This window comes from Arthrobacter sp. MYb224 (assembly GCF_002975455.1).
Lineage (GTDB): Bacteria > Actinomycetota > Actinomycetes > Actinomycetales > Micrococcaceae > Glutamicibacter.
The window spans coordinates 124,066-149,546 of sequence record NZ_PCPU01000007.1 but is presented as its reverse complement, the minus strand read 5'-3'; the positions used below and the strand labels follow the sequence as shown (position 1 = coordinate 149,546).

The following is a 25,481-nucleotide window of genomic DNA, read 5'->3' as shown; positions in this document are numbered from 1 at the left end:
TCCAACGGCTCAGTAGCGGAACAGCGAGGTGTTGACCTGTTCGACTTCTTCATACTGCATGGACGCATGGTTTAGCGCCGTTGCGATGCTGCTCAAGGCCTCTTCGATGCGTACGTGAGTGCTGCGCCATTCGGCCACAATCGACTGGAAGGAAGCGGCGGCCGAACCCTGCCAGGTGCTTTGAAGCTGATCCAGATTCATCTGCATCGTGGAAACTTCGGAGCGCAACCTGTCGATGGTGTTCATGACCGCCTGCGACTTGACCTGCATTTCGCCGGTGTTGGTTGAAAAGGTACTCATGGGGTGATCCTGCCTTACGGGGAGATCCGATAGATGAGATCACCATAGGGCGGGCAGCACAAGCGCAGCGCGAAGCTCCCACATGCTGTGGACAACATAAACGCGGGTTCTAGTCCTCGTCCTGCTGCTCGTGGTCACGCGGCTCCTGCATCGGCACATAGGGCAGGCAGATGGCCATGGTTGCGCCCCCGCCAGGAGTTTCGCTCAGCGCAACCGAACCGCCGTGCTGCTGGACGATCGCGGCGACGATCGCCAGCCCCAGGCCCGAGCCGCCGGTTTCGCGTTGACGCGAGCTATCGGTGCGGTAGAAGCGCTCGAAGATACGGTTTGCGTCATCCTCTGGAATGCCCGGTCCGTGATCTCGAATCTCGAGCACCGCATCCATGGCACCTGCCACGAGAGAACGAACTCCCACGGCGATCTCGATAGCTGAGTCTTCGGGGGTGTAGCGCAGTGCGTTGGTGATCAAATTGGCAATGACCTGGCGGATGCGCGCGTCATCGCCGACCGTGCTGGCTGGAGAAGGATACTTGGTGTCCAATCCGACCAAGGTAACTTTGCGTAGTGGCGCTCGGACCTTGGTGTCCTCGGCGGCGTCCTGTCCGAGTACCAGCAGGTCGACCGATTGCTTTTCGAGGGGGCGCTGCTCATCGAGCCGGGCCAGCATAAGCAGGTCTTCGACCAGGTGAGCCATGCGTTTGGATTCGGCTTCGATACGTCCCATAGCTGAATCCAGCGCTTCGGAGTCGGCAAGTCCCCCATGGCGGTAGAACTCCGAATAGCCCTGGATGGTCACTAGGGGGGTGCGCAGCTCATGAGAGGCGTCTTGGATAAAACGACGCATCTTGTTTTCCGAGGCCTCACGGTCGCGGAAGGCCCGCTCGATCTGTGCAAGCATTGCGTTCAAGGAGCGGGAGAGTCTGCCGACTTCGGTTTCCGGCGGATAATTGCGTACACGCTGGGATAGATCTCCTTCGGCAATCATGGCTGCGGTGCGTTCGACGCGGATCAGCGGAAGCAATGACCGGGAGGTTAATCCGTAGGCGATCATTGACATGAGCAAGGTCGCCAACAGGCCGGTTGATAAGACGAGGATGGCGGTCTTTTGAACCGTGTCATTAACGTTTTCCAACGGAAGCGCAATGAAAACATTCATCTCGCTGGTAGGCAGCGGAACGATCATGGCACGCCAGCCGGCCGAGCCGGAGTGGATGCCCGGAATGGTCACGGGTGCCCACGGTGTCTTAGCCAGCTCGGCCATTTGCACTGGCGCGAGCAGGGGAGTGTCGCTGGTGTTACCGGGGGTAACCCGGCTTCGAGGCATGATGTAGACGATCTTGCCGTTTATATCTCGAATGTCCGCATAGGAGCGGTTCAGCCCCAGCAACGTTGAATCGATGCCAGCGTTTCTGCCAGATTGATCATTGTCCAAGGAATACTGGTAGGCCTTGTTCAGGCCAAAGCCCATGGTGGGGCCAGCAACGTTGAGCTGATCATCGATCTGGTTGGTCATCGAGATGCGAAGTGTGTGTGCGGAGCCGAACGCCGTGGCGCCGACGCCGCAGATCATCAGCGCGCACATCAACATCACCAATTTGGTGCGCAACGAAGTGCGACGCCACAGCGTTCTAAATGCCTGCATGTAATGACTTTACAATCCCTTGGGCCACCAAGCGGCATCGGCCCTAGCGGCGGTCCGGGGTACGCATCAAGTATCCGACGCCGCGCTTGGTCTGAATCAGAGCAGGCCACTCGGGGCGGTCAACCTTGCGACGCAGATAGGAAATATATGATTCAACGATCGAAGCGTCGCCGTTGAAGTCGTACTCCCAGACATGGTCCAGGATTTGTGACTTGGACAGTACGCGGTTCGGGTTCATCATCAGGTAGCGCAGCAGCTTGAATTCGGTAGGCGATAGATCAATGACCTCGCCTGCTCGACGCACCTCATGTGCGTCGTCATCAAGTTCAAGGTCGGCGACCACTATGGTGGCGTTCTCTTCTTCGCCCGTCGCGGTGCGGCGTAGCACCGCACGAATGCGGGCGACAACTTCATCAAGACTAAATGGTTTGGTGACGTAATCATCTCCACCGACAGTCAAGCCGGTGACCTTGTCACTGGTGTCATCGCGAGCAGTCAGGAACAGCACGGGGAAGTGCCGTCCGGCAGCGCGTAGCTTGCGGGTGATGGTGAAGCCGTCCATGTCTGGAAGCATGACGTCCAGAACCGCGAGATCTGGTTCTTCTGCTTCCACGGCTGCGAGAGCCTCGCGGCCGTTGGCTGCGGCGACCACCTGGAAACCGGCGAATCGCAGGGACGTTGATAGAAGTTCGCGGATATTAGGTTCGTCATCCACGACAAGGAGTTTGGCCTCTGGGGTTTTTGCACTCATAAACCCAGTGTGCACGCGGAGACTGGGAGTCTGCTGAGAGCCCTCTGGGAGTGGCGGTTAGCTGTTGCGGCGTTTTCGGATATTACCGATGATGACCACGCCGGCCAGTATGAAGGCCAGAGGTAAACCGAAAACGCCGAATGCCATGATGATCGGCGGGATTGAAATTTCCTTGAAATACAACACGAGGACCGTCATGAGGGACAATGCCGAGAGGACCGCGAGTGTAATTGCGGTGCGGGAAATGACGGTCAAGGTAATCGATGAAGCGCTCACGGCTATTAACGATACAGCGCTTCTAATGCAGCCGCCGTGACTCAAGGTGAAGTTGCGGGCCTCAAGGTGTCATAATCTAAGGTATTCGACTTAATTCGAATCCGTACGTTGAGCACCCGGTAGAAGTATATGTACGACCCGGATGAATGCTCCATGGATCCGGAGATATGAAAAGGCGTAGCGTGAAGTAAATTAGTTGCACTGATTTGCGCTACAGCACGAGAAACGAACGAGGTAAGGGATCATGCCTAGCGGCAAGGTTAAGTGGTACGAAAAGGCCAAGGGCTTCGGATTCATTACCACCGAAGATGGTAAAGAGATATACGTGAACGCCGCGGCGCTGCCGGAAGGCGTTCATGATCTGCGCCCGGGCACACGCCTGGAGTTTGGCGTGGCCGAAGGCCGCCGTGGTCCTCAAGCGCTGAGCCTGCGCATCTTGGAGGAAGCTCCGTCGGTGGCTCGCGCAAAACGGAAGAATCCCGAGCAGCAAGCCGCAATGATCGAGGATCTGATCAAGGTTCTTGATCAGGTATCCAATACCTTGCGCAAGGGGCGATATCCTGAACAAGCACACGGCAAAAAGGTTGCTACCGTGCTACGCGCGGTAGCCGATGATCTGGACGTTTAAATAATGGCCCGTAAACCCAAGTTAGACACCACCCTCGCGGAAGCGGTTGATGTTGCGCGCAACGCACTCATCGAGATCGCGGCAGAAACGGAGATCGGTGAGTATCTCGGAGCCACGCCCGAAGGTGAACGATTAGTCACCCATCGATTTGTCTCCCAGAAAAAGGGTTATCGGGGCTGGACTTGGTTCGCGACAATCGCACGGGTGCCACGAGCAAAAGCTAAAGACCTAACCGTTTGCGAAGCTGGCATTGTTGCCGGTGAAGACGCACTTCTTGCACCGGCATGGGTCCCGTGGGCCGAGCGCTTAGTCAAAGAAGAAATCGAGGCGGCGGAAGCCGAGGCCAAAGAGCCCAAGGATGAACCTGACCCTAGTGCAACCGCAACTGAGAACTCCGGCGCAGAGAACACCGCTGCCGATCCCGCTGGGAACGAAACCCTGGAGGACTTGTCGGAGCCGACCAATGCCACAGCCGAACACGAAGCAACCGGCCAACAGGAGGCGACGTCCGAACAGGGAATCAAAACCCCTGCGCGCCGTCAGGTGCGTCGGCGACGCACCGCGCAACGCACGGCGGCTCGTCGCCGCGCAGCCCAGCGTAACCGGACACGCAAGGAAAGTTAGCGGAGCGAGGCATTAGAAAAACGAAAGCGATCCGCGGTTTCGCCCCAATGGGGTGAAACCGCGGATCGCTTTTGCTCGCTCAGAAGTTAGAGCTGCTCGATGACATAATCAATGCTCTTCAGCAGTGCCGCGACATCACTCGGATCGATAGCCACGAAGGTCGCGATACGCAGCTGGTTTCGGCCGAGCTTGCGGTATGGCTCAACATCCACCACGCCGTGGGCGCGCAGCGCCTTGGAGATTTCCGTCGCGTCCACCGAGTCGTCGAAGTCGATCGTGGCGATGACGTTTGAGCGGTGATCCGGGTTGGCTACATATGCCGTGGCAACCTTTGAAGCCTCGGCCCATGCGTAAATCTGGCCAGCTGACTCGGCGGTGCGAGCCGCCGCCCACTTCAAGCCGCCATTGGAATTGATCCACTTGACCTGCGCATCGAGAGTCACCAAGGTGGTCAACGACGGCGTGTTGTAGGTCTGGTTCTTCAACGAGTTGTCCAGCGCAGTCTTCAGATTCAAGAAGTCTGGGATCCAACGATCGGTAGCTGCAATCTCCTCGATGCGTGCAATTGCTGCGGGGGAGGCGAATGCAATCCAGAGGCCACCGTCGGAAGCAAAGTTCTTCTGCGGGGCGAAGTAGTACACGTCGGTCTGCGCCAGATCTACATCCAAGCCGCCAGCGGCACTCGTTGCATCAACGACGATCAGTGAATCTTCGTTGGCACCCGGAACGCGCTTGACCGGGGCAGCGGAGCCAGTGGATGTTTCATTATGCGGCCAGGCATAGAGATCCACGTCAGCTTCGGCAACGGGGCTCGGAACCGAACCAGGCTCGGAGGTGATAATCGAGGAGGCCGCAAGGAATGGGGCCTTGTCGGTAGCGTTGGCAAACTTCGAGCCGAATTCACCAAAGGACAAGTGCTGAGCTTTATTGCGCACTAGGGAGAATGCTGCAGCGTCCCAGAATGCGGTGGCGCCGCCAACTCCGAGAAGCACCTCATAACCCTCGGGTGCGCTAAACATTTCCTTCAAGCCATCCTGCACGGACGCAACCAGATTCTTGACCGGCGCCTGACGGTGGGAGGTGCCCAATAGGTCGGCACCTGCGTCCACGATTGCCTGAATTTGCTCGGGGCGAACCTTGGACGGTCCTGCGCCGAATCGTCCGTCGGCTGGCAGAAGGTTCCTTGGAATGTTGATGCCGGTGCTCATCTCGCTCCTCTAATAGCGTTTTGATTGAAGGTGCTGACTTCCCGACCGATCGCGAGCGCGAAGGAATAGTTCAGGATAGTTACGACGTTTCAGTTAACATCTTCGCAAACTGCGGGAGATGAGAGAAAAACGAGACCGTCGGTTACGACATGCAAACTACGAGGCCGTCGCAGGGATTGCGGCTATACCAAGTAGAGTTGCATACTGACGTTCCGATTTCTTATGCGAACCTAACTGTTGTGACTTCCAGGAGTGGCTAACGTGTCTGACCTAATTGATACAACCGAGATGTACCTGCGTACCATTCTTGAGCTTCAAGAAGAGGAGATCGTGGCTTTGCGCGCGCGAATCGCAGAACGTCTGGGGCATTCCGGCCCCACCGTGTCGCAGACAGTCGCTCGAATGGAACGCGATGGGCTCGTTGTGGTTTCTACCGACCGTCATCTTGCCTTAACCGAAAAGGGTCACGAACTGGCAACGGGCGTGATGCGTAAGCACCGGCTGGCCGAACGCTTGCTATCGGACATGATCGGTCTTGAATGGGAATATGTACATGATGAGGCGTGTCGCTGGGAGCACGTGATGAGCGAGCGTGTCGAGCGTCGTTTATACGACCTGCTGGGCAAGCCCACGGTCTCTCCGTACGGCAACCCAATTCCCGGGCTTGAAGTCCTTGGCGGGCCAAAAGTAACCGAAATCTCACATGAGGTCGAGAATCTAGATAACGCGTTGCTCTCCGGGAACATTGGCCCGGTGGCCATTGAGCGTCTTGCAGAGCCGATCCAGACCGACCCAATCCTGCTCGGACAACTGAACGAAGGCGGAATCCGGCCCGGAGCGATCGTTAGTTTAGAGCGCGCAGATGATTACGTCGTGGTTCGCGTGCAGGGCGTCGAAGGTGCGCTGGAACTGCCAGTCGAAGTCAGTGCGCACGTTTTTGTACGCACTAAATAAGGTAACGAAATTGTAACTTTTCCGATCGAACGGTAGGGTTATCAAAGGGTGCCAGTTGTCTAACTGGTGCCGATTCCGAGAGCGTAAACGCCGAGTATTGTCCTGCCTCTTGGATGCGAAATGATTTTTAAGGGCAATAGCGGGGAACCCACTCATTCGACGAATACTTCGTCTTGGGGTGAAGTCATGCCAACAGGCAGGACCGGACCAATCTCAGGGCCGAACCCGACAGCTAACTTCGCAGGTGTAGATATGAGAGGAATGTTTTGGCAGAAACCAGGACGACGGGTCGACGCCGTGCCGCAGACGTCGAGATCGATGCGATCACTGAGATCGCAGCGGCCGCCACAGAACGATCCGTTGGTCGCCGCGCATCACGCGCAGCCGCTGTCGAAGCAGTAGCAGTTCCAGAGCCGCTTTGCGCCGATTATGTCGGGCGCCGCTTTGAGTCGGGTCAGCGTTACGGCGTTGCGCCAACGCAGAAAACTCTTGCTACCCAGGATGTTGACGGAAACGTCATTGCCCTACCTACAGCTAAGCCAGTTGTTGCGCCTGAAGGCGTAGTAGCAAGTAACGAAGAGCTCGTTCAGAGCCTTCGCGCTTCGCCAAAAAAGACTTCCCGACTTGGGTTTACCCACAAGATCGCTGCTGTTGCCGCGGTATCGGGTTTGGCACTAGCCGCGGTTTCTCCGCAGCTCAGTAGCGCCGTGCCTGAAGAGGGCCCAGTGGTAGCGGGCGCGCAGCGCACCGCAACTTCCGCAGTGGTCGATGTTAAAGCTCCAAGCGATGCTGGCTTAGATGTGCAGCGTGCGGCTTTGAAGTCCGACATCAACCCCAAGGTGGCCAACGAAGAAAAGCTCTCTGAAATCCTCACCGCTTCCGGCGGCGACATTCAGAAGGTCGGTTCGACCGGTGGATTGCTCGAGCGTCCGGTGGATAGCAACCGCATTACCTCAAGCTTTGGGCACCGCAAGAACCCAACTGGCGCCGGCTTCATGATCCACAGTGGCACAGATTACGGTGTGCCGAGCGGCACAAAGGTTTATGCCGCAGCATCGGGCAAGGTCACAGTCTCCGGATGGGCAGGTCATTCCGGTCAGCGGGTCACCTTGGCCCATGGAAACGGCCTGGAAACCGGGTACAGCCACAATTCGCAACTACTAGTCAACGTGGGAGACACCGTCAAGCGCGGAGATGTCATCGCTTTGGCTGGTAGCACCGGTAATTCCACCGGACCGCATGTGCACTTCGAAGTAATTGTCGACGGTCAGTTCAAAGACCCCGCCGGCTGGTTATAACGACGTTCGTCACCTTACCGTGATCAAAACGTGACATTTGAAAGATAGTCCTATAGGCTAAACAGCGTGCCAAGGGGAATCCTTGAGCAACATTGCGTGAGAACCGAGCACTGCCAACGCGCAATGAGCAGTTATACACAACTCGTACGGCAGTGACGGGGGAACCAACATCGGGTCGTTAGTTTTGGCTAACAACCCTAGGGGTTAAGTGGAAGAGAAGGAAACTTCGAATCCACCGAGGTAACTCCACTTCGAACCCGACAGCTTACCTCGTAGGTATCAAGGAGAGGCTTTATTGTGACCAAGCGTCAAGCGCCGGGACGCCACCGCGCCCCAGCAGCACGTACCAACCCACTTGCTAGCATTTCGCAGGCAGTGTCCTCGAATGCAGGCTCGGTCGGACGTCAGGCAGCCGTTGTTGCTGCTGCGTCCGGTCTGATCGTCACCCTGGGCGTACCAGGTCAGGCAACCGCCCCACGTGACGTATCAGCTTCCCCGGTTGACACGATCAACCCGGAACGCGTTGCTGTCAAGGCAGTCAAGGTATCCACCAAGAAGGCGGATAACGTCGAGATCGAGCGCGCCAGCTTCACTGCTGAGCCAAAGCCCGAGCCGGTCGTTATCGCTGTCGCTGATGACATCGAGCCAACCACTCGCGAAAACTCGGGCAACTCCGATTCTTCGGGTAGCTCGGACTCCATGGCACCAATGACCCGCCAGAACCGCGGCGGCAATGGCCAGCAGAGCGCGCCAACTGAGACCAAGAAGGAATCCACCAAGCAGGAATCCTCGGTCCCGAGCAAGAACCTCACCGGTATCGCGGCTACGGCTTCGAAGTACTCGGGCGTTCCATACGTCTGGGGCGGAAACACTCCAAGCGGCTGGGACTGCTCTGGCTTCGTGAAGTACGTCTACGCGCAGCACGGCATCAACATCGCTCGTGGCACCTCCGCGATCCTCGGATCCGGCCAGTTCAAGCGCACCAGCAGCCCGAAGCCGGGCGACTTGGTGTTCCAGAACGGTGGCGGCCACGTAGGCATCTACCTAGGTGGAGGCCAGATGATCGGCGCGCAGAACCCAACCGTGGATACCATGATCCACTCGGTGACCCGCAACCCGATGTACGGTTACTACACTCTAGCTGGCTAAGCAGCCTGCTCCCATTGGCCATCGAACGTAATGTTCAGTGGCCAATGGTCGTTTAACCGGGTGAACTACGGGCTACTTCGCGATGAAAATCAACGAATATCTTCCTAATCTTGAAGCCAAATCGGCAATATATCGCATAGGCTAACGGCAAGAGATCTAACTGCGACGAGCTCGTCGTCATCAACTTCTAGTGATGCACACAAGCTCATTGAAGGAAATATGCGAATGCGAACGTTGGTTTTGAACGCAGGTTATGAGCCATTAGCGGTGGTGACTTTCCGTCGCGCCTTGCTCCTTGTGCTTGCCGAGAAAGCAACAATCATTTTGCAAGATCACGAGTCACCCGTGCGCAGCTCGCACGGCGACTTACCGCGCCCCACCGTGATCGTGTTAAAACGATATGTGCGACGCCCCTACAGGAACATGAATCATGTGACCCGTAGGGGCGTTCTTCGTAGAGACCACTTCCGCTGCGCCTACTGCGGAAAAACCGCTAACACCATCGACCACGTAATTCCGCGCAGCAGAGGCGGGCAGAATACCTGGGAGAACCTCGTAGCGGCCTGCTTGTCGTGTAACAGCCGCAAGGCCGACAAGATGCTCTCGCAATTGGGATGGCAATTGTTGCTCACACCGCATCAGCCAAGGGTGGGAGGGCATCTGGTTTCCGGACTTGACCATATTGATTCTTCATGGGCTCAATACCTTCATGCCAGCTAGGAAATATTCGGACTCCGTGAGATGTTGAGACGTTAGTACTAATCTGAACAAATCACGGAGGTAACTCGTGAGTATGGAAGGCGCGGCGTGGAGTACGCTGTGGCAGCTCTCAAAGAGCGAACAGCGACGTGCATATCGTCCAGAGACCCCGCGGCGTGTTTTCGACTTCGCACTCAGCTATAAAGCACGTCTGATAATCTTCGTGATTTTCTCTGTATTGTCAGCGGCAATTGCTGTCATCACACCGGTGCTTGCCGGACGAGTCGTTGACGCAATCGTGGCGCAAGGCAGTTGGGAGACCGTGCGGAACTTGGCGATCGTTATGGTGGTAGTCGCCGTTTTCGATTCGATATTCGCGATGCTCGTACGCTGGCAGTCCTCTAACCTCGGTGAGCAAATCATCTTTGATCTTCGCACCAAGGTATTTGACCACGTGCAGAAGATGCCCATCGCGTTTTTCGCACGAACTCGCACCGGAGCACTGACCTCCCGGCTCAATTCAGATGTTATCGGGGCCCAAGCCGCTTTCGCCGGAACCTTATCCGGAATCGTTTCAAATGCAGTTGCACTGATCCTGACCGCTATCGTCATGCTCACTACCTCCTGGCAGGTCACGATCCTGGCGCTGGTCCTTTTCCCGCTGTTCCTGCTGCCGGCAAGACGCTTCGGAAAGTCCCTAGCTGGGCTGCGCAAGGAGTCGGCAGATCTGAACGCTTCAATGAGCACCCAGATGACCGAACGATTCTCCGCACCCGGAGCTACGCTGATCAAACTCTATGGGCGTCCCAACGAAGAATCCGAGCAATTTGGATTGCGGGCTGCGCGAGTACGCGACATCGGCATCAAGATGACCATGCGGCAATTCGCATTTGTAACGGTGCTAGGGCTGGTCGCGGCGCTTTCGCTGGCCCTAGTGTACGGACTGGGCGGGTTCTATGCCTTGCGTGGCGAGATGGCGGCGGGTGACGTGGTAGTGCTCGGGATGCTCATTATCCGCCTGTATACGCCGCTTACGGGACTTGCTAACGCCCGCGTGGAGATCACCAGCGCGCTGGTTAGCTTCGACAGGGTGTTTGAGGTGCTAGACCTCGAACCGCTGATCAAAAACGCCCCGAACGCGATTGCCCTTCCAGTAGAGCCTGTGGCAGTGAAATTCGACAAGGTGAACTTCGCTTACCCGAGTGCCGAGGAAGTGTCGCTAGCCTCGCTGGAAGATACTGCGGTGCTCGACAAACGCGGTGGCGAAGAGATTCTGCACGATATTTCCTTTGAAATTCAGCCCGGTCACACCGTCGCGTTGGTCGGCTCTTCCGGCGCTGGTAAATCGACCATCGCGCAGCTGCTCGCACGGCTCTACGACGTGCGTGGCGGTGCTATCACGCTCAACGGACACGACCTGCGCGATATCACCCTCAAGTCCCTATATGGCGAACTGGGCATGGTCACCCAAGACGGGCACTTGTTGCACGAGACCGTACGCTCCAATTTGTTGCTGGCAAACCCTGACGCCAGCGAAGAGCAACTTTGGTCGGCTTTGGAAGACGCGCAGTTGCGGAGCCAAATCGAAGCCCTCCCGGACGGACTGGCCACGGTGGTCGGGGAACGCGGATACCGGCTATCTGGCGGTGAACGCCAACGCCTGACGATCGCCCGAATGATTCTGGCGAATCCGGGACTGGTCATTCTCGACGAAGCAACTGCAGCTTTGGATTCACGCAGTGAACTTGCTGTGCAGCTGGCGCTGTCCCAGGCGCTGGAAAACCGCACGGCTTTGGTCATTGCCCATCGGCTTTCAACGATCCGGCAAGCGGATCAAATTTTGGTGATCGACGGTGGACGCATCGTTGAACGTGGAACGCATCAGAGCTTGCTAAGCGCACAAGGCGCCTACTCAAAGTTCTATGAAACTCAGTTCAATTCGGCCCAGGACCCGGATCGCAACTAAAGCAGCTTATGCGCCATATTCCTGCACTACGCGGAACTCGTGGCGATGCCAGAGAACCGGTGAGCTGTCATGGCCGCGGGCACCAATGAAAGTGGTTCGAGGTCGGTCCTCAACGCCACGTGACAAACTCTTCTACATATCTGCTCGTTAGTTGGGAGCGTTTCTCCGAGCGAGAAGGGTAGGCAATACGTGCTGGCGTAATAGTGGGGCGATGTCATCACGCAATAGGGCATCGTGGGGGTGGATCCACATGAGCTCTTCGAGTTCGGCTAATGGTTTGGGGGAACCGTTATATCTTGCGCCGAACAAATAGGCTTGTATTGAGGTGTCTGCTTCATTGGCCGCCGGTCCAAGCCATTGGCCGTACTCTGCAAAGTCTTTTTCCTCGAACTTCACCCCTAATTCCTCATGTACCTCGCGCATCACGGTCTCTAAGGGTGTCTCGCCCGCTTCCGGTTTTCCGCCGGGTTGCATGAATTTTGAAGTCCCACGCTTCCGAACAAGAAGAATTTGTCCCTGATCGTTGATTAAACACGCTGCCGAGATAGTTAAATTTTTCATCACCAAAACACAATATCGCGTGTGAAAACTCGTGACGAATGGTAACGTGCATTATTGGATCTCCAACGTTTTTAGTTGAGCAACGTCGTGATTAGAGAACTCGCAGTTTCAGATCGTACGACGACGTCTTGGCCGGATGTTGGAATAGAGAGATCGATCCATCAAATTTATAGATCTATGGAGCTTTAATGCGACGGGGAACAAACTTAGGCCGCCTTGGCGATTTTAACCAGGCGGTTATCCTTGAGTCCATCCGACGAGCCCCGGACGGCATCAGCCGTGTGGAGCTCGCAGGTTCGACTGGACTTTCACCACAGACAATTTCAAACGTCGTTCGTCGTCTTCTTGACGATGGCATCGTTCGCGAAGACCGAACCATTGTGTCCGGTCCAGGTAAGCCGAGAACCGTTCTGGAACTAGAGGGAAACCGATTAGTGTCCATCGGCATCCATCTTGACCCAAGCGTGCTGACCTTCGTGGCCATGAACCTGCGCGGCGAAGTATTGCGTGAGCGCAGTATCGATGTACCGAATCTCGAAGTAGCCGCGGAAACCATCCAGCTGATGGCAGACACGGTCAAGGAATTGATTTCCGAGATTCGTGTGCCGAAAAAACACATCGTCGGTGTCGGCATTGCCGTACCCGGACCGGTTAACGTCGAAGACGGTGTGGTGCTCAACCCACCGCTGCTCGATGGCTGGGCAGATGTAGAGCTGGTCAATCCACTTCGTAAGCTACTGCGCTTGCAGGTAATCATCGAAAAGGACACCATCGCATCTGCGGTCGGTGAGCGTTGGCAGTCCAAGGAAGAGAAATCAGATGATTTCGTCTTCGTTTACTGCGGCCACGGCTTCGGCGCAGGTATCGTCATCGACGGCGAAGTCCACCACGGTTCGAGCAACAACGCTGGCGAAATCGGGCATTACTCCACCGGACGCAAGGCCGTCGCCTGCGAAGAGTGCGGCGCCGACGATTGCTTGGCTACAGGCACCTCCTACGAGTTCATGGCCGCCCAGGCTAAGGAACGCGGACTGGAACTGCCGACCTACGAAATCATGGGCCCGGAGCAGCGCTCCGAAGGCATCAACCGTCTCACCGAACTTGCGCTGGAAGGCAACGCCGTCGCCAAGGAGCTGATCATTGAATCGATGATTCGGGTGGGTGAAGTCGCCGGACAGCTGGCCAATGCGCTGGACGTCCGCGAGATCGTCTTCGGCGGTCCACAGTGGGACAAGGTTCGCGAGCTCGTTGCTGATGAAGTCGATGAAGCCGTTCAGCGTCGCTTCGGGCTACGTGCAGTCCACGAGGTCGGTACCCGCACCTCGAGCCTAGGCTCGCAGGTTGGCGCCATCGGTGGCGCATGCGTCGTCATGGATGCCTCGCTCTCGCCGAAGGCTACCGCACTGCTACTGCGCTAAGTCGTTCGATAAGACCAACAAAAAGTTGAGGTCCCGCTCCGGTTAGGAGCGGGACCTCAACTTTTTGTTGGTGCCCCTGGCCGGAATCGAACCGACGGCCTACCCTTTAGGAGAGGGTCGCTCTATCCTACTGAGCTACAGGGGCGCAGGCGCTAAGCGCGCCATCAACACTATCCTACTAGGAAGTTGATGATGAATTTGTCAGGATGACTGCTGTCGAATCTGAGCCATTTTCTTAATCATCGCCTTGTTCGCACGACGAGCCGCCAAGCCAAAGACTAGCGCAGCCGTGATGAATAGCGTGGCCCACCGAATCGTGGTCAGGATCGAAGCGAGCACGACGGTGCTTTCGTTGAGTTCCGCGCCGAAGAGCGAATCAATGGCAAAGTTCTCCCACAGGTCGGTCACCGCAAACAGCAACGGTGCCAGCCAGGCCAGCCAGCGCATCTGACGGTTGGGGATCCACCGAATGAAGATCAGCATGGAAAACAGCCCGGTCAGCAACGGGAACAGCAATCCGGCGGTCTTGTGAAGATAATTTAGCTGTCCGGTGGCATCCGAATCCATGGCTGCACGTAGCGCTTCAATATCCGACACCGTGTAACCGAAGACACGCTGATCTGGCATGGCTAACCCGTTGCTGAGATCGGTCATCTGGTGCATCGTGAGCAGGTGGTAGTACACAAAGAGGAACACGCACGTGACCAACCCCGCCGATATCAACAGCATCGGATTGGAAGTGGATTCACGTTGCTGCGCAGAATCTCGCAGTCCTTGACCGAGCCTCTTGGCCTGCTCATCTTGGAAATGCGCTGGCTTGCGGTACTCTTTGCTCTTCTTAACGTTCTTTGCCATACCGTCCATTATGCCGGGTAGGTCGGTGAAACCGTCGCAGAGCCCACGTAGACTGGCTTCACCATGGATTTCCTTAACGATGACTTCGCCGCGGAGCCGGCACAGCGCACTTTACCAACGCCCGAAGAGCTATTGGTGGGGATGAACGAACAGCAAGACAAGGCAGTTCGCTATCACGGCGGTCCGCTCTTGATCGTTGCTGGTGCTGGCTCTGGTAAGACCCGTGTGCTGACTCATCGCATTGCGTATTTGCTAGCTACCGGACGGGCCCGACCGCACGAAATTCTTGCTATCACCTTCACCAACAAAGCCGCAGCGGAAATGCGTGAGCGCGCTTCCGCGCTGATCGGTGAAGATCGGGCAAAAAAGATGTGGATCTCTACCTTCCACTCCTCATGTGTACGCATTCTGCGCCGTGAGGCGGCAACTATCGGTTTGAAGTCGAACTTCTCGATCTACGATTCGGCCGACTCCCTGCGCTTGATCACGCTTATTGCCAAGGGACTGGACATTGATCCAAAGCGGTTCACGCCCAAGGCCATCGCCCACAAGATCTCGTCGTTGAAGAACGAACTTATCGACGAAGAAGATTTCGCCTCCACCATGAACACCAATGATCCGTTCGCGCGAGCCGTGGCAGAGGTCTACCGGGGCTATACCCGACGGCTGCGCGCGGCGAACGCGATGGACTTTGACGACCTGATTGGACAGGTCGTTTACATGTTCCGGGCCTTCCCAGCGGTGGCGGACAACTATCGTCGCCGCTTCCGCCATGTGCTGATTGACGAGTATCAGGATACGAACCACGCGCAGTACTCGTTGATACGAGAACTAACCGGACCTGATGGGCTGACCATGCCTGGCGAACTGACGGTGGTCGGCGACTCCGATCAGTCGATTTATGCGTTTCGTGGAGCGGATATTCGCAATATTGTGGAATTCGAAAAGGATTACGCAGACGCGGCGACGATCAAACTTGAACAGAACTACCGTTCCACCCAGAACATCCTTTCGGCAGCGAACGAAGTGATCAAACGGAACCCGGACCGCAACGATAAACGACTGTGGACGGCCAGCGGGGACGGCGATCAAATCACCGGTTACGTGGGCGAATCCGAGGGGGACGAGGCGCGCTGGATCGCAGAGGAGATCCTTCGGCTCAACGACGAAGAAGACGTGCGACCGGGCGATGTAGCCATTTTCTATCGCACCAACGCTCAGTCCCGAGCTCTCGAAGAGCAGCTCATGCGCGTAGATCTAAAGTATCGGGTGGTTGGCGGCACCCGATTCTACGACCGCAAGGAAATCAAAGACGCCCTGTCTTATTTGCGAGCATTGGTGAATCCCGAAGACGACATTAACGTTCGCCGCATCCTCAACGAGCCCAAACGCGGCATCGGCGACCGAGCCGAAGGAGCGGTGGCAGCGCTAGCCGAACGCGACCGGATCTCATTTATGGAAGCGTTGCGCCGTTCCGATGAAGCCCCGGGTCTAGGGACTCGTGGCATCAAGATGACCGCGGCTTTTGTGTCTTTGATGGACGATTTGAAGACTGTTGCAGAAGGCTCCGGCCCGGCCGAAGCGCTGGAAGCGGTGCTGGAGCAGACCGGATATCTCGAGGTGCTTCGCGCGTCGAGCGATCCGCAGGATGAATCCCGGGTAGAAAACCTTGCAGAGCTCGTCGCGGTGGTCCGTGACTATGTGAATGATGAGCCGGAGGGGGGCCTGGAAGGGTTCTTGGAGCGGGTGGCGTTGGTGGCCGACGCAGATCAGATTCCCGAGGCGCCTACGGATAGCGAAGGCGCAGAAATGGCGGCTCGTGAAGGTGTGGTCACGCTGATGACGCTGCACACCGCGAAAGGGCTGGAATTCCCGGTAGTGTTCCTGACCGGCATGGAACACGGAGTCTTTCCGCACCAGCGTTCCATGACCGACGAAAAGGAATTGGCAGAGGAACGACGTTTAGCGTATGTGGGGCTAACGCGGGCTAGGGAACGGTTGTACCTGACGCGTGCCGAACAGCGTAGCTTGTGGGGACAGTCGCAATATAACCCTGCAAGTCAGTTTCTCGATGAAATTCCTTCCCACTTGTTGGACTGGAAGCGTGAAGGAGCCCAGCTTTCAGGGTGGGGTGCGAGTAACGGAACGGTGAATTTCGCCACGAGTCGGTATGACCGTGGATCTCATTGGGGTGCCGGCAATGCTTCGAATTTTGCATCTCGTGGGCACAACGCCGCTCCGGTGGCCAAGCAGCGCGTGCAGCAGAACAAAGAAATTGTCATTCCAAAGGTTGGTCAAAACGTGAAACATTCTGGCTTTGGCTTGGGTGTTGTTATCGCGATCGAAGGTGTCGGTGATAAGACGGTTGCAAAAGTGCAATTTGCTGACTCGGAAAAACGGCTTCTATTGCGTTACGCGCCATTAGAAATGGTTGACTAACCGAAGAATCTTTGGCGCGCGCTTTGAGGTTTCTTGAAACCGGCGACAGGCTGCTCGGCGGTTCTCTACAGCCTGTAAAAGTGGGAAGTTTGTAAAAGTAGGGATAGTCTGAGAGGTGCGCACGGCTACGGCGCCGTATGACTGCCGATAGTTACGTTGCGCTCTCTAGGGCGTGGCATGGATTTCGATTTATGGCCATGTCGCGAGTCAGCATGAACTTCGAACGAAGGACACAAACCCGTGGACCTGTATGAGTACCAGGCGCGCGATCTATTCGAGGCACACGGGGTTCCCGTGCTTGCCGGTATCGTCGCTTACACCCCGGAAGAAGCCAAAGCCGCAGCTGAGAAGATCGGCGGCGTTGTTGTAGTTAAGGCACAGGTCAAGGTCGGTGGCCGCGGTAAGGCTGGCGGCGTTAAGGTTGCCAAGACCGCAGACGAGGCTTTCGAGCACGCTTCCAACATTCTCGGTATGGACATCAAGGGCCACACCGTCAACAAGGTCATGATCGCCCAGGGCGCCGACATTGCTGAGGAATTCTACTTCTCGGTACTGCTGGACCGTGCAAACCGTAACTACCTGGCCATGTGCTCGGTAGAAGGTGGCATGGAGATCGAGGTGCTCGCAGTTGAGCGTCCGGACGCACTGGCAAAGGTCGCCGTCGATCCATTGGTTGGCATCGACGCTGCCAAGGCCGACGAAATCGTTGCCGCAGCAGGTTTCCCTGAAGAACTGCGCGCAAAGGTTGCCGACACCCTGCAAAAGCTGTGGGTTGTTTTCAAGGAAGAGGACGCCACCCTCGTTGAGGTGAACCCGCTGGTGAAGACCGGTGCCGGTGACATCGTTGCACTGGATGGCAAGGTTTCCCTGGATGAGAACGCATCCGAGGTTCGCCACCCGGCTCACGAAGAGCTTGAGGACAAGGGCGCAGCAGACCCACTGGAAGCCAAGGCAAAGGCCGCTGGCCTGAACTACGTCAAGCTGGACGGCGAAGTAGGCATCATCGGTAACGGTGCTGGCCTAGTTATGTCCACCTTGGATGTTGTAGCCTACGCGGGCGAGAACCACGGCAACGTGAAGCCAGCTAACTTCCTGGATATCGGCGGTGGAGCCTCGGCTGAGGTTATGGCTGCAGGCCTGGACGTCATCTTGAATGACCCACAGGTCAATTCGGTCTTCGTGAACGTTTTCGGTGGCATCACCGCATGTGACGCCGTAGCAAACGGCATCGTTGGCGCGCTGAACACCTTGGGCGATTCCGCTAACAAGCCGCTGGTTGTCCGCCTTGACGGCAACAACGTTGAAGAAGGCCGCGCCATCCTGGCCGAAGCCAACCACCCACTGGTGACCCTGGCAGCAACCATGGACGAGGGCGCCGACAAGGCTGCCGAGCTCGCCAACGCAGCGAAGTAAGAGGGATAAGCGAACAATGAGCATTTACCTGAACAAGGACTCCAAGGTCATCGTCCAGGGCATCACCGGCGGCGAAGGCACCAAGCACACCGCCCTGATGCTCAAGGCTGGCACCAACATTGTCGGTGGCGTGAACGCCCGCAAGGCCGGCACCACCGTCACCCACGGTGACAAGGACATCAAGGTGTACGGCACCGTGGCTGAGGCCAAGGCCGAGACCGGCGCAGACGTATCGATCGTCTTCGTCCCACCTAAGTTCACCAAGGACGCAGTCGTTGAAGCTATCGAGGCCGAGGTTGGCCTCGTCGTAGTCATCACCGAAGGCGTTCCAGTGCAGGACTCGGCCGAGTTCTGGGCGCTGGCACAGTCGAAGGTTGACGCCGACGGCAACCAGATCACCCGCATTATCGGCCCTAACTGCCCAGGCATCATCACACCAGGCGAAGCACTGGTCGGCATCACCCCGAACAACATCACCAAGAAGGGCCCAATCGGCTTGGTATCCAAGTCCGGTACCCTGACCTACCAGATGATGTTCGAACTGCGCGACCTGGGCTTCTCCACCGCCATCGGGATCGGCGGCGACCCAGTCATCGGTACCACCCATATCGATGCCCTGGCCGCTTTCGAAGCTGATCCAGAGACCAAGGCCATCGTGATGATCGGCGAGATCGGCGGCGACGCTGAAGAGCGCGCAGCCGACTACATCAAGGCCAACGTCACCAAGCCAGTTGTTGGCTACGTGGCTGGCTTCACCGCTCCCGAGGGCAAGACCATGGGCCACGCTGGCGCCATCGTCTCCGGCTCGGCAGGTACCGCTCAGGCCAAGAAGGAAGCTCTCGAAGCTGCCGGCGTGAAGGTAGGCAAGACTCCTTCGGAGACTGCCGTCCTGTTGCGCGAAGTTTTCGCGGCTCTCTAAGCCCTAGGCAACTCGCAGACGCGAAAAAGCCCCATGGCATCGGTTTTCGATGCCGTGGGGCTTTACCTGTACTCGGACAATGTCCTAGCCGCGTAGGCCAGCAGCTGCGTCCGTGTCGACCCTCAAGAACGAGGAGCCGATGACCGCGAAAGCACCAGGTATCAAAAGCATCCGGTGCTTTGGGTTATAGAAAATTTCCTCGAGCGGCGAAGCGATAACTCGCCGGATCTTTTCCAAGAGCCGCTCGTTGTCCAGAGACAGACGCTCCTGCTCGGTTTCAATCACCACACGATCTTGTTCAGTGCTCACCGATGCGCTCATCCAGTCGTCACTCGGTGTACTCAGAGTCTCCGATTTAATCAGGGACACGGTTATAACCGCCTTCATCTTGCGTTGTGCCACCGGAGAAGACCTCCGGGGCTTGCCTCTTTGCCTGCGCTCAGTGTGGCAGAGAACACGCAACTAGACATATTGAATATAGCGCGATTCGCTGGTAAAAGCCCGTCAAACAACGCAGATGTAATAAAGCTGTTATTCGAGCAACCCGCGAATATCCTGAGCCGTCAAAGCCTTCGAGAATCCATCGGCTTCGTCCATAACCGTGGAGATCAGCTTCCGCTTGGATTCTTGGAGAGCAACAACCTTTTCTTCGATGGTGCCCTGGGCAATCATCCGGTAAACCATCACCTGGCGGGTTTGCCCGATTCGGTGGGTGCGGTCGATCGCCTGCGCTTCTACGGCAGGATTCCACCAAGGGTCAAGTAGGAAGCAGTAGTCGGCCTCGGTTAAGTTCAAGCCAAAACCGCCGGCCTTCAACGAGATCAGGAACAGCGGCGCTTCGCCGTCCTTGAACTGCTCAATGACCTTCGCACGGTTGCGTGTGTTGCCGTCCAGATATACGTACGGGATACCACGTGCTTCCAACTTTGCCGCAAGGACCTTCAGGTAGGAAGTGAATTGTGAGAATACCAAAGCGCGGTGCTGTTCGCTGAGCACATCCTCAAGCTGCTCGAAGAGCGCTTCCAACTTAGAGCCCGGGATTTCGGCAAGTTCCGGGTCAACCAGCGAAGGTTCCAAGGCAAGCATGCGTAGATGGGTCAGGGACTGGAAGATTGTAAAGCGGTTGCGGTCCAGATCCTCAACAAGGTGCAAGATCTTCTGTCGCTCACGGTTCAGATGCGTGTCGTACACATGCTGGTGCTCTTCGCTCAGACGCACCAAGACCTGCTGTTCTTGCTTGGCGGGGAGATCCAAGACGACAGATTCCTTGGTGCGGCGCAGCATGAAAGGTTTCACGCGGCGCTGCAGTAACTTCAGGGTTTCCTTATCGCCTAGCACTTCAATGGGGCGGGCAAACTGGCGGTTGAACCGGCTGGTATTCATGAACAGCGATGGAGAAGTCAACGAAAGCAGCGCGCCGAGCTCGGCGAGGTTGTTCTCCATTGGCGTGCCGGTGACCGCCAGCTTGAAGTTCGTCTGGATATTCACCGCGCTGCGGTGGGCCTTGGTCGAACGATTCTTCACGAACTGAGCCTCGTCCAGGATCAGGCCAGCGAATCGCTGGGATTCATACATCTCATCGTTGAGCCGAAGCAGCGTGTAGGTGGTCAGGATGACGTCATAGTTGGCCACTAGTTCGTTCAGATCGCGTTCGGAACCGAGGGTACCTTCTACGGTGATCACGCTCAGGCTCGGAGCGAACCGTTTGATCTCCATCTCCCAGTTGGAAACAACGGAGCTTGGAGCAACGACGAGGAAGGGGGCACTGTTTCGCTGAGCGGCTGGTAGCTGCGCCACATGCTTCGGGTCATCCCAGAGTTTGCGTGCGTGAAGCATTAACGCGATGGTTTGAAGGGTTTTGCCCAGTCCCATGTCGTCGGCAAGAATGCCGCCAAAACCGCCTCGGTACAGGCGCGCAAGCCATTGATAGCCCTCGACCTGATACGGGCGCAAGGTGGCATTGAGCGTATCGGGCACTTCGGCCTCTTCACCTTCCGCCACACGCAGGAGCGAACGCATGCGCCCGATAAATAGGTCGGCACCTTCGATTCCCTCGGCAAGCTCATCAAATTCATCGAAGAGCGAGACTTGGAAGACCGAGAGCTTCAGGTCGGCATCCTTGGGCTTGTCATTCAGCGCCTGAGCCTCATCGACCAGCGCCTTCAGCTTGGCAAATAACGGGTGGTCCAGTGAGAACCAGGTGTTATCCGGAAGCTTGACCTTCATGGCACCGCTGGTGAGCGCCTCGAGAATGGTGGAGAAAGGTACTTCATGGTCGCCTACGGCGATCAGCAAGCCCAAATCAAGCCAGTCATTGCGTTCGTGGCTCACCGCGTTGATCTTCAGCCGCGGAAGTTCACGTAGTTGACGGTAAACCGGGCGAATACCTTCTTCGGTGATCTTCATGATGGACAGGCCATGTAGGGCGGGCAGCAGCTCCGAAACAAAAACAATCATGTGTTCACCGGAGAAGAACTTCGAGTCCAAGTCGTGGTTGCTGATGCCTGTGTGCCGCTCGAAGACGTCATTGACCGTGCTACGCAAAGAATCCTCGGCCTGGGCGTCATAGACCTCGCGGTCGTTGGGCACTCCCGGGTAGTGGATCTGGAAATCAATGGTGGCAGATTCCTTGATGCTGCCATCTTCCTTTTCCTCACGCATGAATTTCACATCAGCGTGGACCATCGGCGGGGCCAGGGCGGGAAGTACTAGATCCTTGCTTATGCTGCGCAGATTGAAACGGCGCGCAAGGCGCGCGTACGAACCGGCGAAGAAGTCCTGCATTTGATCTTCGGGAACCTGCAAGGGTTCGCGATTCTGAAACCAGCGGCGGTGCTGAGCGGGAACGATCTCTTGGCTTGGCGCCAACCAGATTTGTTCAGGTGCTTCCAATTCAACATAGAACCCGTGGTCCGAGATCGTTCCGCTGGGAGTCTCTGCGTTGAGCGTTAGGCCCTGACCTGCAATGTTCAAGTGTCCAGCCACGGTGAGCGATTTGTCCTGGCCGAGGTCGGCGAGCAACTCAAATCTGGACTGGCGGTCAATATTCACGCTGGTCTCATTGCGGGTGCTAATCAGCTCGATGCCAAGATCTTGAGCTTCGCCAAGCATTGGCCACAGCAGATCCGAGGCATACTCATCGAGGAACAGCCAGTCTTCGTCGACCTTAAACTGCAGCTGAGTGTTGCTTCGAGCTAGCGCAGCAAAACGGGTGAACCAATGGTGCTGATTGCGCAGCATATTCCAGCCGTAAGTCTTGAACGCTATGGTAGTCCAGCGCAGCTGTCCACGAACCCAGCGTCCCTCGGAATTGCGCACCATGGGGCGGACGCCCAAACGGAAGCGTTTGTTGCGCGTGGGGTGGGGGACCGCTCCCGAAGGCATCCACTGCTGTTGCTGGGAGGTATTTTTCGAATCAAAGACCATGAACTGCAAGGCCATGGCCACGACCGGGTCATTTGGGGACCCTAAGAGTCCGTCTGCGGGCCCCGGCTCGGGTTCTTCAAACCAGGTGTTCACTTGCTGGGACCAAGCGGCAACGGTCTTTTGCTCTTGGACGACCGCCGGGCGGGGCAGCTTTGCGATCTTATTGGCGGTGAGGGACAGCGCCGCGATATGTGGGCAGATCGAGCCTTTGTCGCAGCTGCAGGCCGAAACGTCGATGGACCAGCCCGAAGCGCTGCGAATTACCGTGAGAGTGGGTGAGAACTTCTGACCATCTTCGAGGACGGTACCCGAGATGACACTCGAGGTTTCGTCAAAGGCGACCTCAGTCACTGATTCGTCGTTCTTGGCAAGTTGTTGCCCGAAGAAGAATGGAACGTCACCCAGGTACGCCAGTAGGTGCCTTGCGTCAATGAGTGGTGGCACAGAATCAGTCATCCTCTCATCGTTTCACGTTCGGGGCGTAGGTGAAAGTTGAGGACGCTAACTGTGAATAATCACTTGTGTTCAAGGTAGCGTAGGTGCATGTCTCATGTGTGGCCCCACCTCCCCGCCCGAGCGGTCAATATCACCACAGTGATTGAGTTCGACAGGCTCGCCGCCGAAGCCATGGAAACCCAAGCATCGCTTGCCCGAAACTGGCGCGTACACCGGGTTGATCTTCAAGCTAGGGACGCGGTCTTAGGCGCTTTGGACCTTGCCGACTGCCTTTTTATTGATTGCGTCTACTCCAAGGCCGGACGTTCGCTCGTGGAAGCAACCGGCGGGCTATGCATGAGTACCGGAGCGCAACTGCCCTTCAATATTTCCGAACGTGAGCTCTATTCCCCGCTAGAGCTCTACGCGGGGATCAAGGAAGCGCCCTACTCGCAGGTGCTCGACGCGCAGATCTATACCTATTCGCAAGCAAATTCACCTGCGGAATTTTCTACCGATGACAGCACGATGGCAACGACTTTGCATGATCACCATATTGGCCAGGCCATGTTGAATGCTGTTTACGACGGGGTATTTGCCGAGACACCCATGATCGGGATCATGGGTGGGCACGCGGTAGCACGTGGCACGCAAGAATTCGCCGATGCAGTACGGCTCGGTGCAATGCTGACCGGTCGAGGCTATTCGATTGTTACCGGTGGGGGACCAGGGGCCATGGAAGCGGCTAACGCCGGCGCGTGGCTTGCAGACTATGACGAAACGGCTATCGGTAGAGCCGTGGATATCCTCGCACAAGCTCCGGACGCGATCCGTCATCGGACTGCCTGGGCGCGTGCGGCATTGCGAGTGCGTGAAAAATTCCCCAGCACGAAAAGTTCAATGGGCGTACCCACCTGGTTTTATGGCCATGAGCCACCGAACCTGTTCGCCACGCATATAGCAAAGTTTTTCACGAACTCGATTCGCGAAGCCATCCTGCTCGAACAGGCAAATGGCGGAATCATTGTGCTTCCCGGTGCAGCCGGGACAGTCCAGGAAATATTCCAAGACGCCTGCGAAAACTACTACGCGACTGGCGCTCGCGTAGCTCCCATTGTGTTGGTGGGCCGCGAGCATTGGACCCGGAAGCTTCCAGTCTGGCCCTTGCTGCAGGCGCTTGCCGCCGGGAGGGCCATGGAAAGCAGGATAGCTTTGGTGGACTCGGTGCAAGAAGCTGTCGAATTCATTGAAACAATGACTCCATTGCGGCGCCGCACGCGGTTCTAATAACGAGACCGGCCGTTGCCCCACGACGCATCATGTTGGGGCAACGGCCAGTAGTCTGCTTCTTGGAGCTAAGCCACGGTGGTGCCGAAGAGCAAACCCAAGCAGTAGGTTACAGCGGCCGCACCCAAGCCAATGGCCAGCTGACGGATGCCGCGTTTGAGCGGGGACGCGCCGGATAGCAGGCCAACGACGCCGCCGGTGAGCAGCAACGCGATGCTGACCAAAGCGACTGCCACGCTCACCGCAGCTAGCCCGGTGAGCCCGAAGATGTAAGGCAGGATCGGAATAACTGCGCCGGAAGCGAAGAACATGAACGAAGAAATGGCGGCTCCCGGTGCCGAACCTAGCTCCTCATGTTCGCGTTCCAGCTCCGCGCTGCGAACTTCTGGATGGAGCGAGAAGGAGGGGTTGCAATCGCAGGTAAACAGCCCCATGCGTTCTGCCGCGCGGTGTTCGGCATCCTCATTGTTCATGCCACGTGCCTTGTAGATCAAGACCAATTCGTTGGCATCTAGATCGAGGTCGCGGGCGGCAGAAAGCGTGACCTGGGTAGGGCGCGACGCGGTGAGAAGCTCACGTTGGGAACGGACTGACACGAATTCCCCGGCAGCCATGGACAGCGCGCCAGCCAGCAGGCCGGCAATTCCGGAGAAGAGCACGAGGGACGAGGCCACACCGGTGGCCCCGATGCCCATGACCAGGGCTAGATTTGAGACCAGACCGTCATTCGCCCCGAATACTGCGGCTCGGAAGTTGCCGGACAACCGGGACCGGCCGACCGTAGCCAAAGCACGAATGACTTCCTCATGCACCTGCTCGTCCGCCGCCATTTGCGGAGCGGCGTCCTGATCGGTGGCGTAGGGAGAGTTGCCTTCGGCGCGTTGGGCCAGCGCCAAGACAAACACCGAACCGAAATGACGGGCCATGAAACGCAACATTGTGCGCCGCATGGACGGGCGGACCGGGCGTACATGTTCGCCGAGCTTGGTTCGCCAGTAATTTTCGTGGCGTTCTTCCGCTTCGGCTAGCCCACGGAGAATTTGGCGTTCTTGTCCGGTGCGCTTTTCGGCCAGTTCACGGTAGATCGCGCCTTCGGCGACCTCATCGGCCATGTACTGGCGCCAGCGGCGGATCTGCGCCTTGGTTGGTTCGGGAGTTGAGGTTTGGGCCATCACGGGGATGCGTCTCCTGCGGCAGATTGGATCATGTTCACGGGCAGATGATCCGGATTAG

The 25,481-nt window shown here is 57.1% G+C and carries 22 protein-coding genes, 1 tRNA gene, 1 pseudogene and 2 riboswitches; of the genes and pseudogenes, 13 read left to right on the top strand and 11 right to left on the bottom strand.

What is annotated here, in order from left to right:
- Positions 1 to 9: 9 nt before the first annotated feature.
- The 4 genes from CQ017_RS14170 to CQ017_RS17920 all read right to left on the bottom strand — a co-directional run bounded on the left by CQ017_RS14170 (position 10) and on the right by CQ017_RS17920 (position 2,969).
- On the bottom strand, positions 10 to 300 hold the full coding sequence (locus tag CQ017_RS14170; RefSeq protein WP_096289213.1) for a WXG100 family type VII secretion target: 291 nt from the start codon (positions 298 to 300) through the stop codon (positions 10 to 12).
- A 109-nt stretch (positions 301 to 409) separates the two neighbouring features.
- On the bottom strand, positions 410 to 1,942 hold the full coding sequence (locus tag CQ017_RS14165; protein ID WP_105554218.1) for a cell wall metabolism sensor histidine kinase WalK: 1,533 nt from the start codon (positions 1,940 to 1,942) through the stop codon (positions 410 to 412).
- A gap of 43 nt (positions 1,943 to 1,985) precedes the next feature.
- Positions 1,986 to 2,693, bottom strand: coding sequence for a response regulator transcription factor (locus CQ017_RS14160; protein ID WP_096289209.1), 708 nt, complete (start codon positions 2,691 to 2,693; stop codon positions 1,986 to 1,988).
- Between the two features lie 57 nt (positions 2,694 to 2,750).
- Complete coding sequence (locus CQ017_RS17920) at positions 2,751 to 2,969, bottom strand: hypothetical protein (protein WP_146112497.1); 219 nt, start codon at positions 2,967 to 2,969, stop codon at positions 2,751 to 2,753.
- Between the two features lie 244 nt (positions 2,970 to 3,213).
- On the opposite strand from CQ017_RS17920, the gene CQ017_RS14155 reads away from it, so the two are divergent.
- Both CQ017_RS14155 and CQ017_RS14150 read left to right on the top strand, forming a co-directional pair.
- On the top strand, positions 3,214 to 3,597 hold the full coding sequence (locus CQ017_RS14155) for a cold-shock protein (protein ID WP_096289207.1): 384 nt from the start codon (positions 3,214 to 3,216) through the stop codon (positions 3,595 to 3,597).
- Positions 3,598 to 3,600: 3 nt separating this feature from the next.
- A complete protein-coding gene (locus tag CQ017_RS14150) occupies positions 3,601 to 4,221 on the top strand; it encodes a DUF3027 domain-containing protein (protein ID WP_105554217.1) in 621 nt (206 codons plus the stop codon).
- A gap of 86 nt (positions 4,222 to 4,307) precedes the next feature.
- On the opposite strand, the gene serC is transcribed toward CQ017_RS14150, so the two are convergent.
- A complete protein-coding gene (serC, locus tag CQ017_RS14145; protein ID WP_105554216.1) occupies positions 4,308 to 5,429 on the bottom strand; it encodes a phosphoserine transaminase in 1,122 nt (373 codons plus the stop codon).
- Positions 5,430 to 5,690: 261 nt separating this feature from the next.
- On the opposite strand from serC, the gene CQ017_RS14140 reads away from it, so the two are divergent.
- The 5 genes from CQ017_RS14140 to CQ017_RS14120 all read left to right on the top strand — a co-directional run bounded on the left by CQ017_RS14140 (position 5,691) and on the right by CQ017_RS14120 (position 11,495).
- The gene (locus CQ017_RS14140) at positions 5,691 to 6,383 is read left to right on the top strand and encodes a metal-dependent transcriptional regulator (RefSeq protein WP_096289201.1); all 693 of its coding nucleotides are present in this window, start codon (positions 5,691 to 5,693) and stop codon (positions 6,381 to 6,383) included.
- 78 nt (positions 6,384 to 6,461) lie between these two features.
- A riboswitch (cyclic di-AMP (ydaO/yuaA leader) is annotated at positions 6,462 to 6,647 on the top strand.
- Positions 6,648 to 6,649: 2 nt separating this feature from the next.
- A complete protein-coding gene (locus CQ017_RS14135) occupies positions 6,650 to 7,681 on the top strand; it encodes a M23 family metallopeptidase (protein ID WP_105554215.1) in 1,032 nt (343 codons plus the stop codon).
- Between the two features lie 124 nt (positions 7,682 to 7,805).
- A riboswitch (cyclic di-AMP (ydaO/yuaA leader) is annotated at positions 7,806 to 7,975 on the top strand.
- 3 nt (positions 7,976 to 7,978) lie between these two features.
- Positions 7,979 to 8,830: a C40 family peptidase gene (locus CQ017_RS14130; RefSeq protein ID WP_258133673.1), complete on the top strand. Its 852-nt coding sequence runs from the start codon at positions 7,979 to 7,981 to the stop codon at positions 8,828 to 8,830.
- A gap of 225 nt (positions 8,831 to 9,055) precedes the next feature.
- Entirely contained in the window at positions 9,056 to 9,550 is a 495-nt protein-coding gene (locus tag CQ017_RS14125) for an HNH endonuclease (protein ID WP_105554213.1), read from the top strand.
- 67 nt (positions 9,551 to 9,617) lie between these two features.
- Positions 9,618 to 11,495 (top strand): ABC transporter ATP-binding protein, encoded by a 1,878-nt coding sequence (locus CQ017_RS14120; protein ID WP_105554212.1) that lies wholly within the window; start codon positions 9,618 to 9,620, stop codon positions 11,493 to 11,495.
- A 147-nt stretch (positions 11,496 to 11,642) separates the two neighbouring features.
- Here CQ017_RS14120 and CQ017_RS14115 read toward each other — a convergent pair whose 3' ends face one another.
- Positions 11,643 to 12,056 (bottom strand): NUDIX domain-containing protein, encoded by a 414-nt coding sequence (locus tag CQ017_RS14115; protein WP_181148547.1) that lies wholly within the window; start codon positions 12,054 to 12,056, stop codon positions 11,643 to 11,645.
- A gap of 188 nt (positions 12,057 to 12,244) precedes the next feature.
- On the opposite strand from CQ017_RS14115, the pseudogene CQ017_RS18430 reads away from it, so the two are divergent.
- Both CQ017_RS18430 and CQ017_RS14110 read left to right on the top strand, forming a co-directional pair.
- Positions 12,245 to 12,409: pseudogene (locus CQ017_RS18430) on the top strand (winged helix-turn-helix transcriptional regulator); the annotation flags it as partial.
- An 81-nt stretch (positions 12,410 to 12,490) separates the two neighbouring features.
- Positions 12,491 to 13,474, top strand: coding sequence for an ROK family protein (locus CQ017_RS14110; RefSeq protein ID WP_258133682.1), 984 nt, complete (start codon positions 12,491 to 12,493; stop codon positions 13,472 to 13,474).
- 68 nt (positions 13,475 to 13,542) lie between these two features.
- Here CQ017_RS14110 and CQ017_RS14105 read toward each other — a convergent pair.
- Together CQ017_RS14105 and CQ017_RS14100 are read right to left on the bottom strand one after the other, a co-directional pair.
- Positions 13,543 to 13,619 (bottom strand) — tRNA-Arg (locus tag CQ017_RS14105).
- 56 nt (positions 13,620 to 13,675) lie between these two features.
- On the bottom strand, positions 13,676 to 14,329 hold the full coding sequence (locus CQ017_RS14100) for a hypothetical protein (RefSeq protein ID WP_105554209.1): 654 nt from the start codon (positions 14,327 to 14,329) through the stop codon (positions 13,676 to 13,678).
- A 63-nt stretch (positions 14,330 to 14,392) separates the two neighbouring features.
- Here CQ017_RS14100 and pcrA point away from each other — a divergent pair, with 63 nt between their 5' ends.
- From pcrA to sucD, 3 genes are all read left to right on the top strand, one after another.
- On the top strand, positions 14,393 to 16,768 hold the full coding sequence (gene pcrA, locus CQ017_RS14095; RefSeq protein ID WP_105554208.1) for a DNA helicase PcrA: 2,376 nt from the start codon (positions 14,393 to 14,395) through the stop codon (positions 16,766 to 16,768).
- Positions 16,769 to 17,008: 240 nt separating this feature from the next.
- A complete protein-coding gene (gene sucC / locus CQ017_RS14090) occupies positions 17,009 to 18,181 on the top strand; it encodes an ADP-forming succinate--CoA ligase subunit beta (RefSeq protein WP_105554207.1) in 1,173 nt (390 codons plus the stop codon).
- A 16-nt stretch (positions 18,182 to 18,197) separates the two neighbouring features.
- Positions 18,198 to 19,100, top strand: a complete 903-nt coding sequence (sucD, locus tag CQ017_RS14085; protein ID WP_105554206.1) for a succinate--CoA ligase subunit alpha — start codon at positions 18,198 to 18,200, stop codon at positions 19,098 to 19,100.
- A gap of 84 nt (positions 19,101 to 19,184) precedes the next feature.
- Here sucD and CQ017_RS14080 read toward each other — a convergent pair whose 3' ends face one another.
- Both CQ017_RS14080 and CQ017_RS14075 read right to left on the bottom strand, forming a co-directional pair.
- On the bottom strand, positions 19,185 to 19,502 hold the full coding sequence (locus CQ017_RS14080) for a hypothetical protein (protein ID WP_105554205.1): 318 nt from the start codon (positions 19,500 to 19,502) through the stop codon (positions 19,185 to 19,187).
- A 129-nt stretch (positions 19,503 to 19,631) separates the two neighbouring features.
- Complete coding sequence (locus CQ017_RS14075) at positions 19,632 to 22,970, bottom strand: DEAD/DEAH box helicase (protein WP_181150559.1); 3,339 nt, start codon at positions 22,968 to 22,970, stop codon at positions 19,632 to 19,634.
- Between the two features lie 150 nt (positions 22,971 to 23,120).
- On the opposite strand from CQ017_RS14075, the gene CQ017_RS14070 reads away from it, so the two are divergent.
- Positions 23,121 to 24,248: an LOG family protein gene (locus tag CQ017_RS14070; protein WP_258133671.1), complete on the top strand. Its 1,128-nt coding sequence runs from the start codon at positions 23,121 to 23,123 to the stop codon at positions 24,246 to 24,248.
- Between the two features lie 68 nt (positions 24,249 to 24,316).
- On the opposite strand, the gene CQ017_RS14065 is transcribed toward CQ017_RS14070, so the two are convergent.
- A complete protein-coding gene (locus CQ017_RS14065; protein WP_105554202.1) occupies positions 24,317 to 25,420 on the bottom strand; it encodes a VIT1/CCC1 family protein in 1,104 nt (367 codons plus the stop codon).
- Positions 25,421 to 25,481 lie beyond the last annotated feature (61 nt).

Coding starts and splice junctions, on each gene's coding strand:
- pcrA (WP_105554208.1), top strand. CDS start 14,393: ATGGATTTCCTTAACGATGACTTCGCCGCGGAGCCGGCACAGCGCACT.
- CQ017_RS14065 (WP_105554202.1), bottom strand. CDS start 25,420: ATGGCCCAAACCTCAACTCCCGAACCAACCAAGGCGCAGATCCGCCGC.
- CQ017_RS14150 (WP_105554217.1), top strand. CDS start 3,601: ATGGCCCGTAAACCCAAGTTAGACACCACCCTCGCGGAAGCGGTTGAT.
- sucD (WP_105554206.1), top strand. CDS start 18,198: ATGAGCATTTACCTGAACAAGGACTCCAAGGTCATCGTCCAGGGCATC.
- CQ017_RS14125 (WP_105554213.1), top strand. CDS start 9,056: ATGCGAACGTTGGTTTTGAACGCAGGTTATGAGCCATTAGCGGTGGTG.
- CQ017_RS14115 (WP_181148547.1), bottom strand. CDS start 12,056: ATGAAAAATTTAACTATCTCGGCAGCGTGTTTAATCAACGATCAGGGA.
- serC (WP_105554216.1), bottom strand. CDS start 5,429: ATGAGCACCGGCATCAACATTCCAAGGAACCTTCTGCCAGCCGACGGA.
- CQ017_RS14100 (WP_105554209.1), bottom strand. CDS start 14,329: ATGGCAAAGAACGTTAAGAAGAGCAAAGAGTACCGCAAGCCAGCGCAT.
- CQ017_RS14160 (WP_096289209.1), bottom strand. CDS start 2,693: ATGAGTGCAAAAACCCCAGAGGCCAAACTCCTTGTCGTGGATGACGAA.
- CQ017_RS14155 (WP_096289207.1), top strand. CDS start 3,214: ATGCCTAGCGGCAAGGTTAAGTGGTACGAAAAGGCCAAGGGCTTCGGA.
- CQ017_RS14170 (WP_096289213.1), bottom strand. CDS start 300: ATGAGTACCTTTTCAACCAACACCGGCGAAATGCAGGTCAAGTCGCAG.
- CQ017_RS14165 (WP_105554218.1), bottom strand. CDS start 1,942: ATGCAGGCATTTAGAACGCTGTGGCGTCGCACTTCGTTGCGCACCAAA.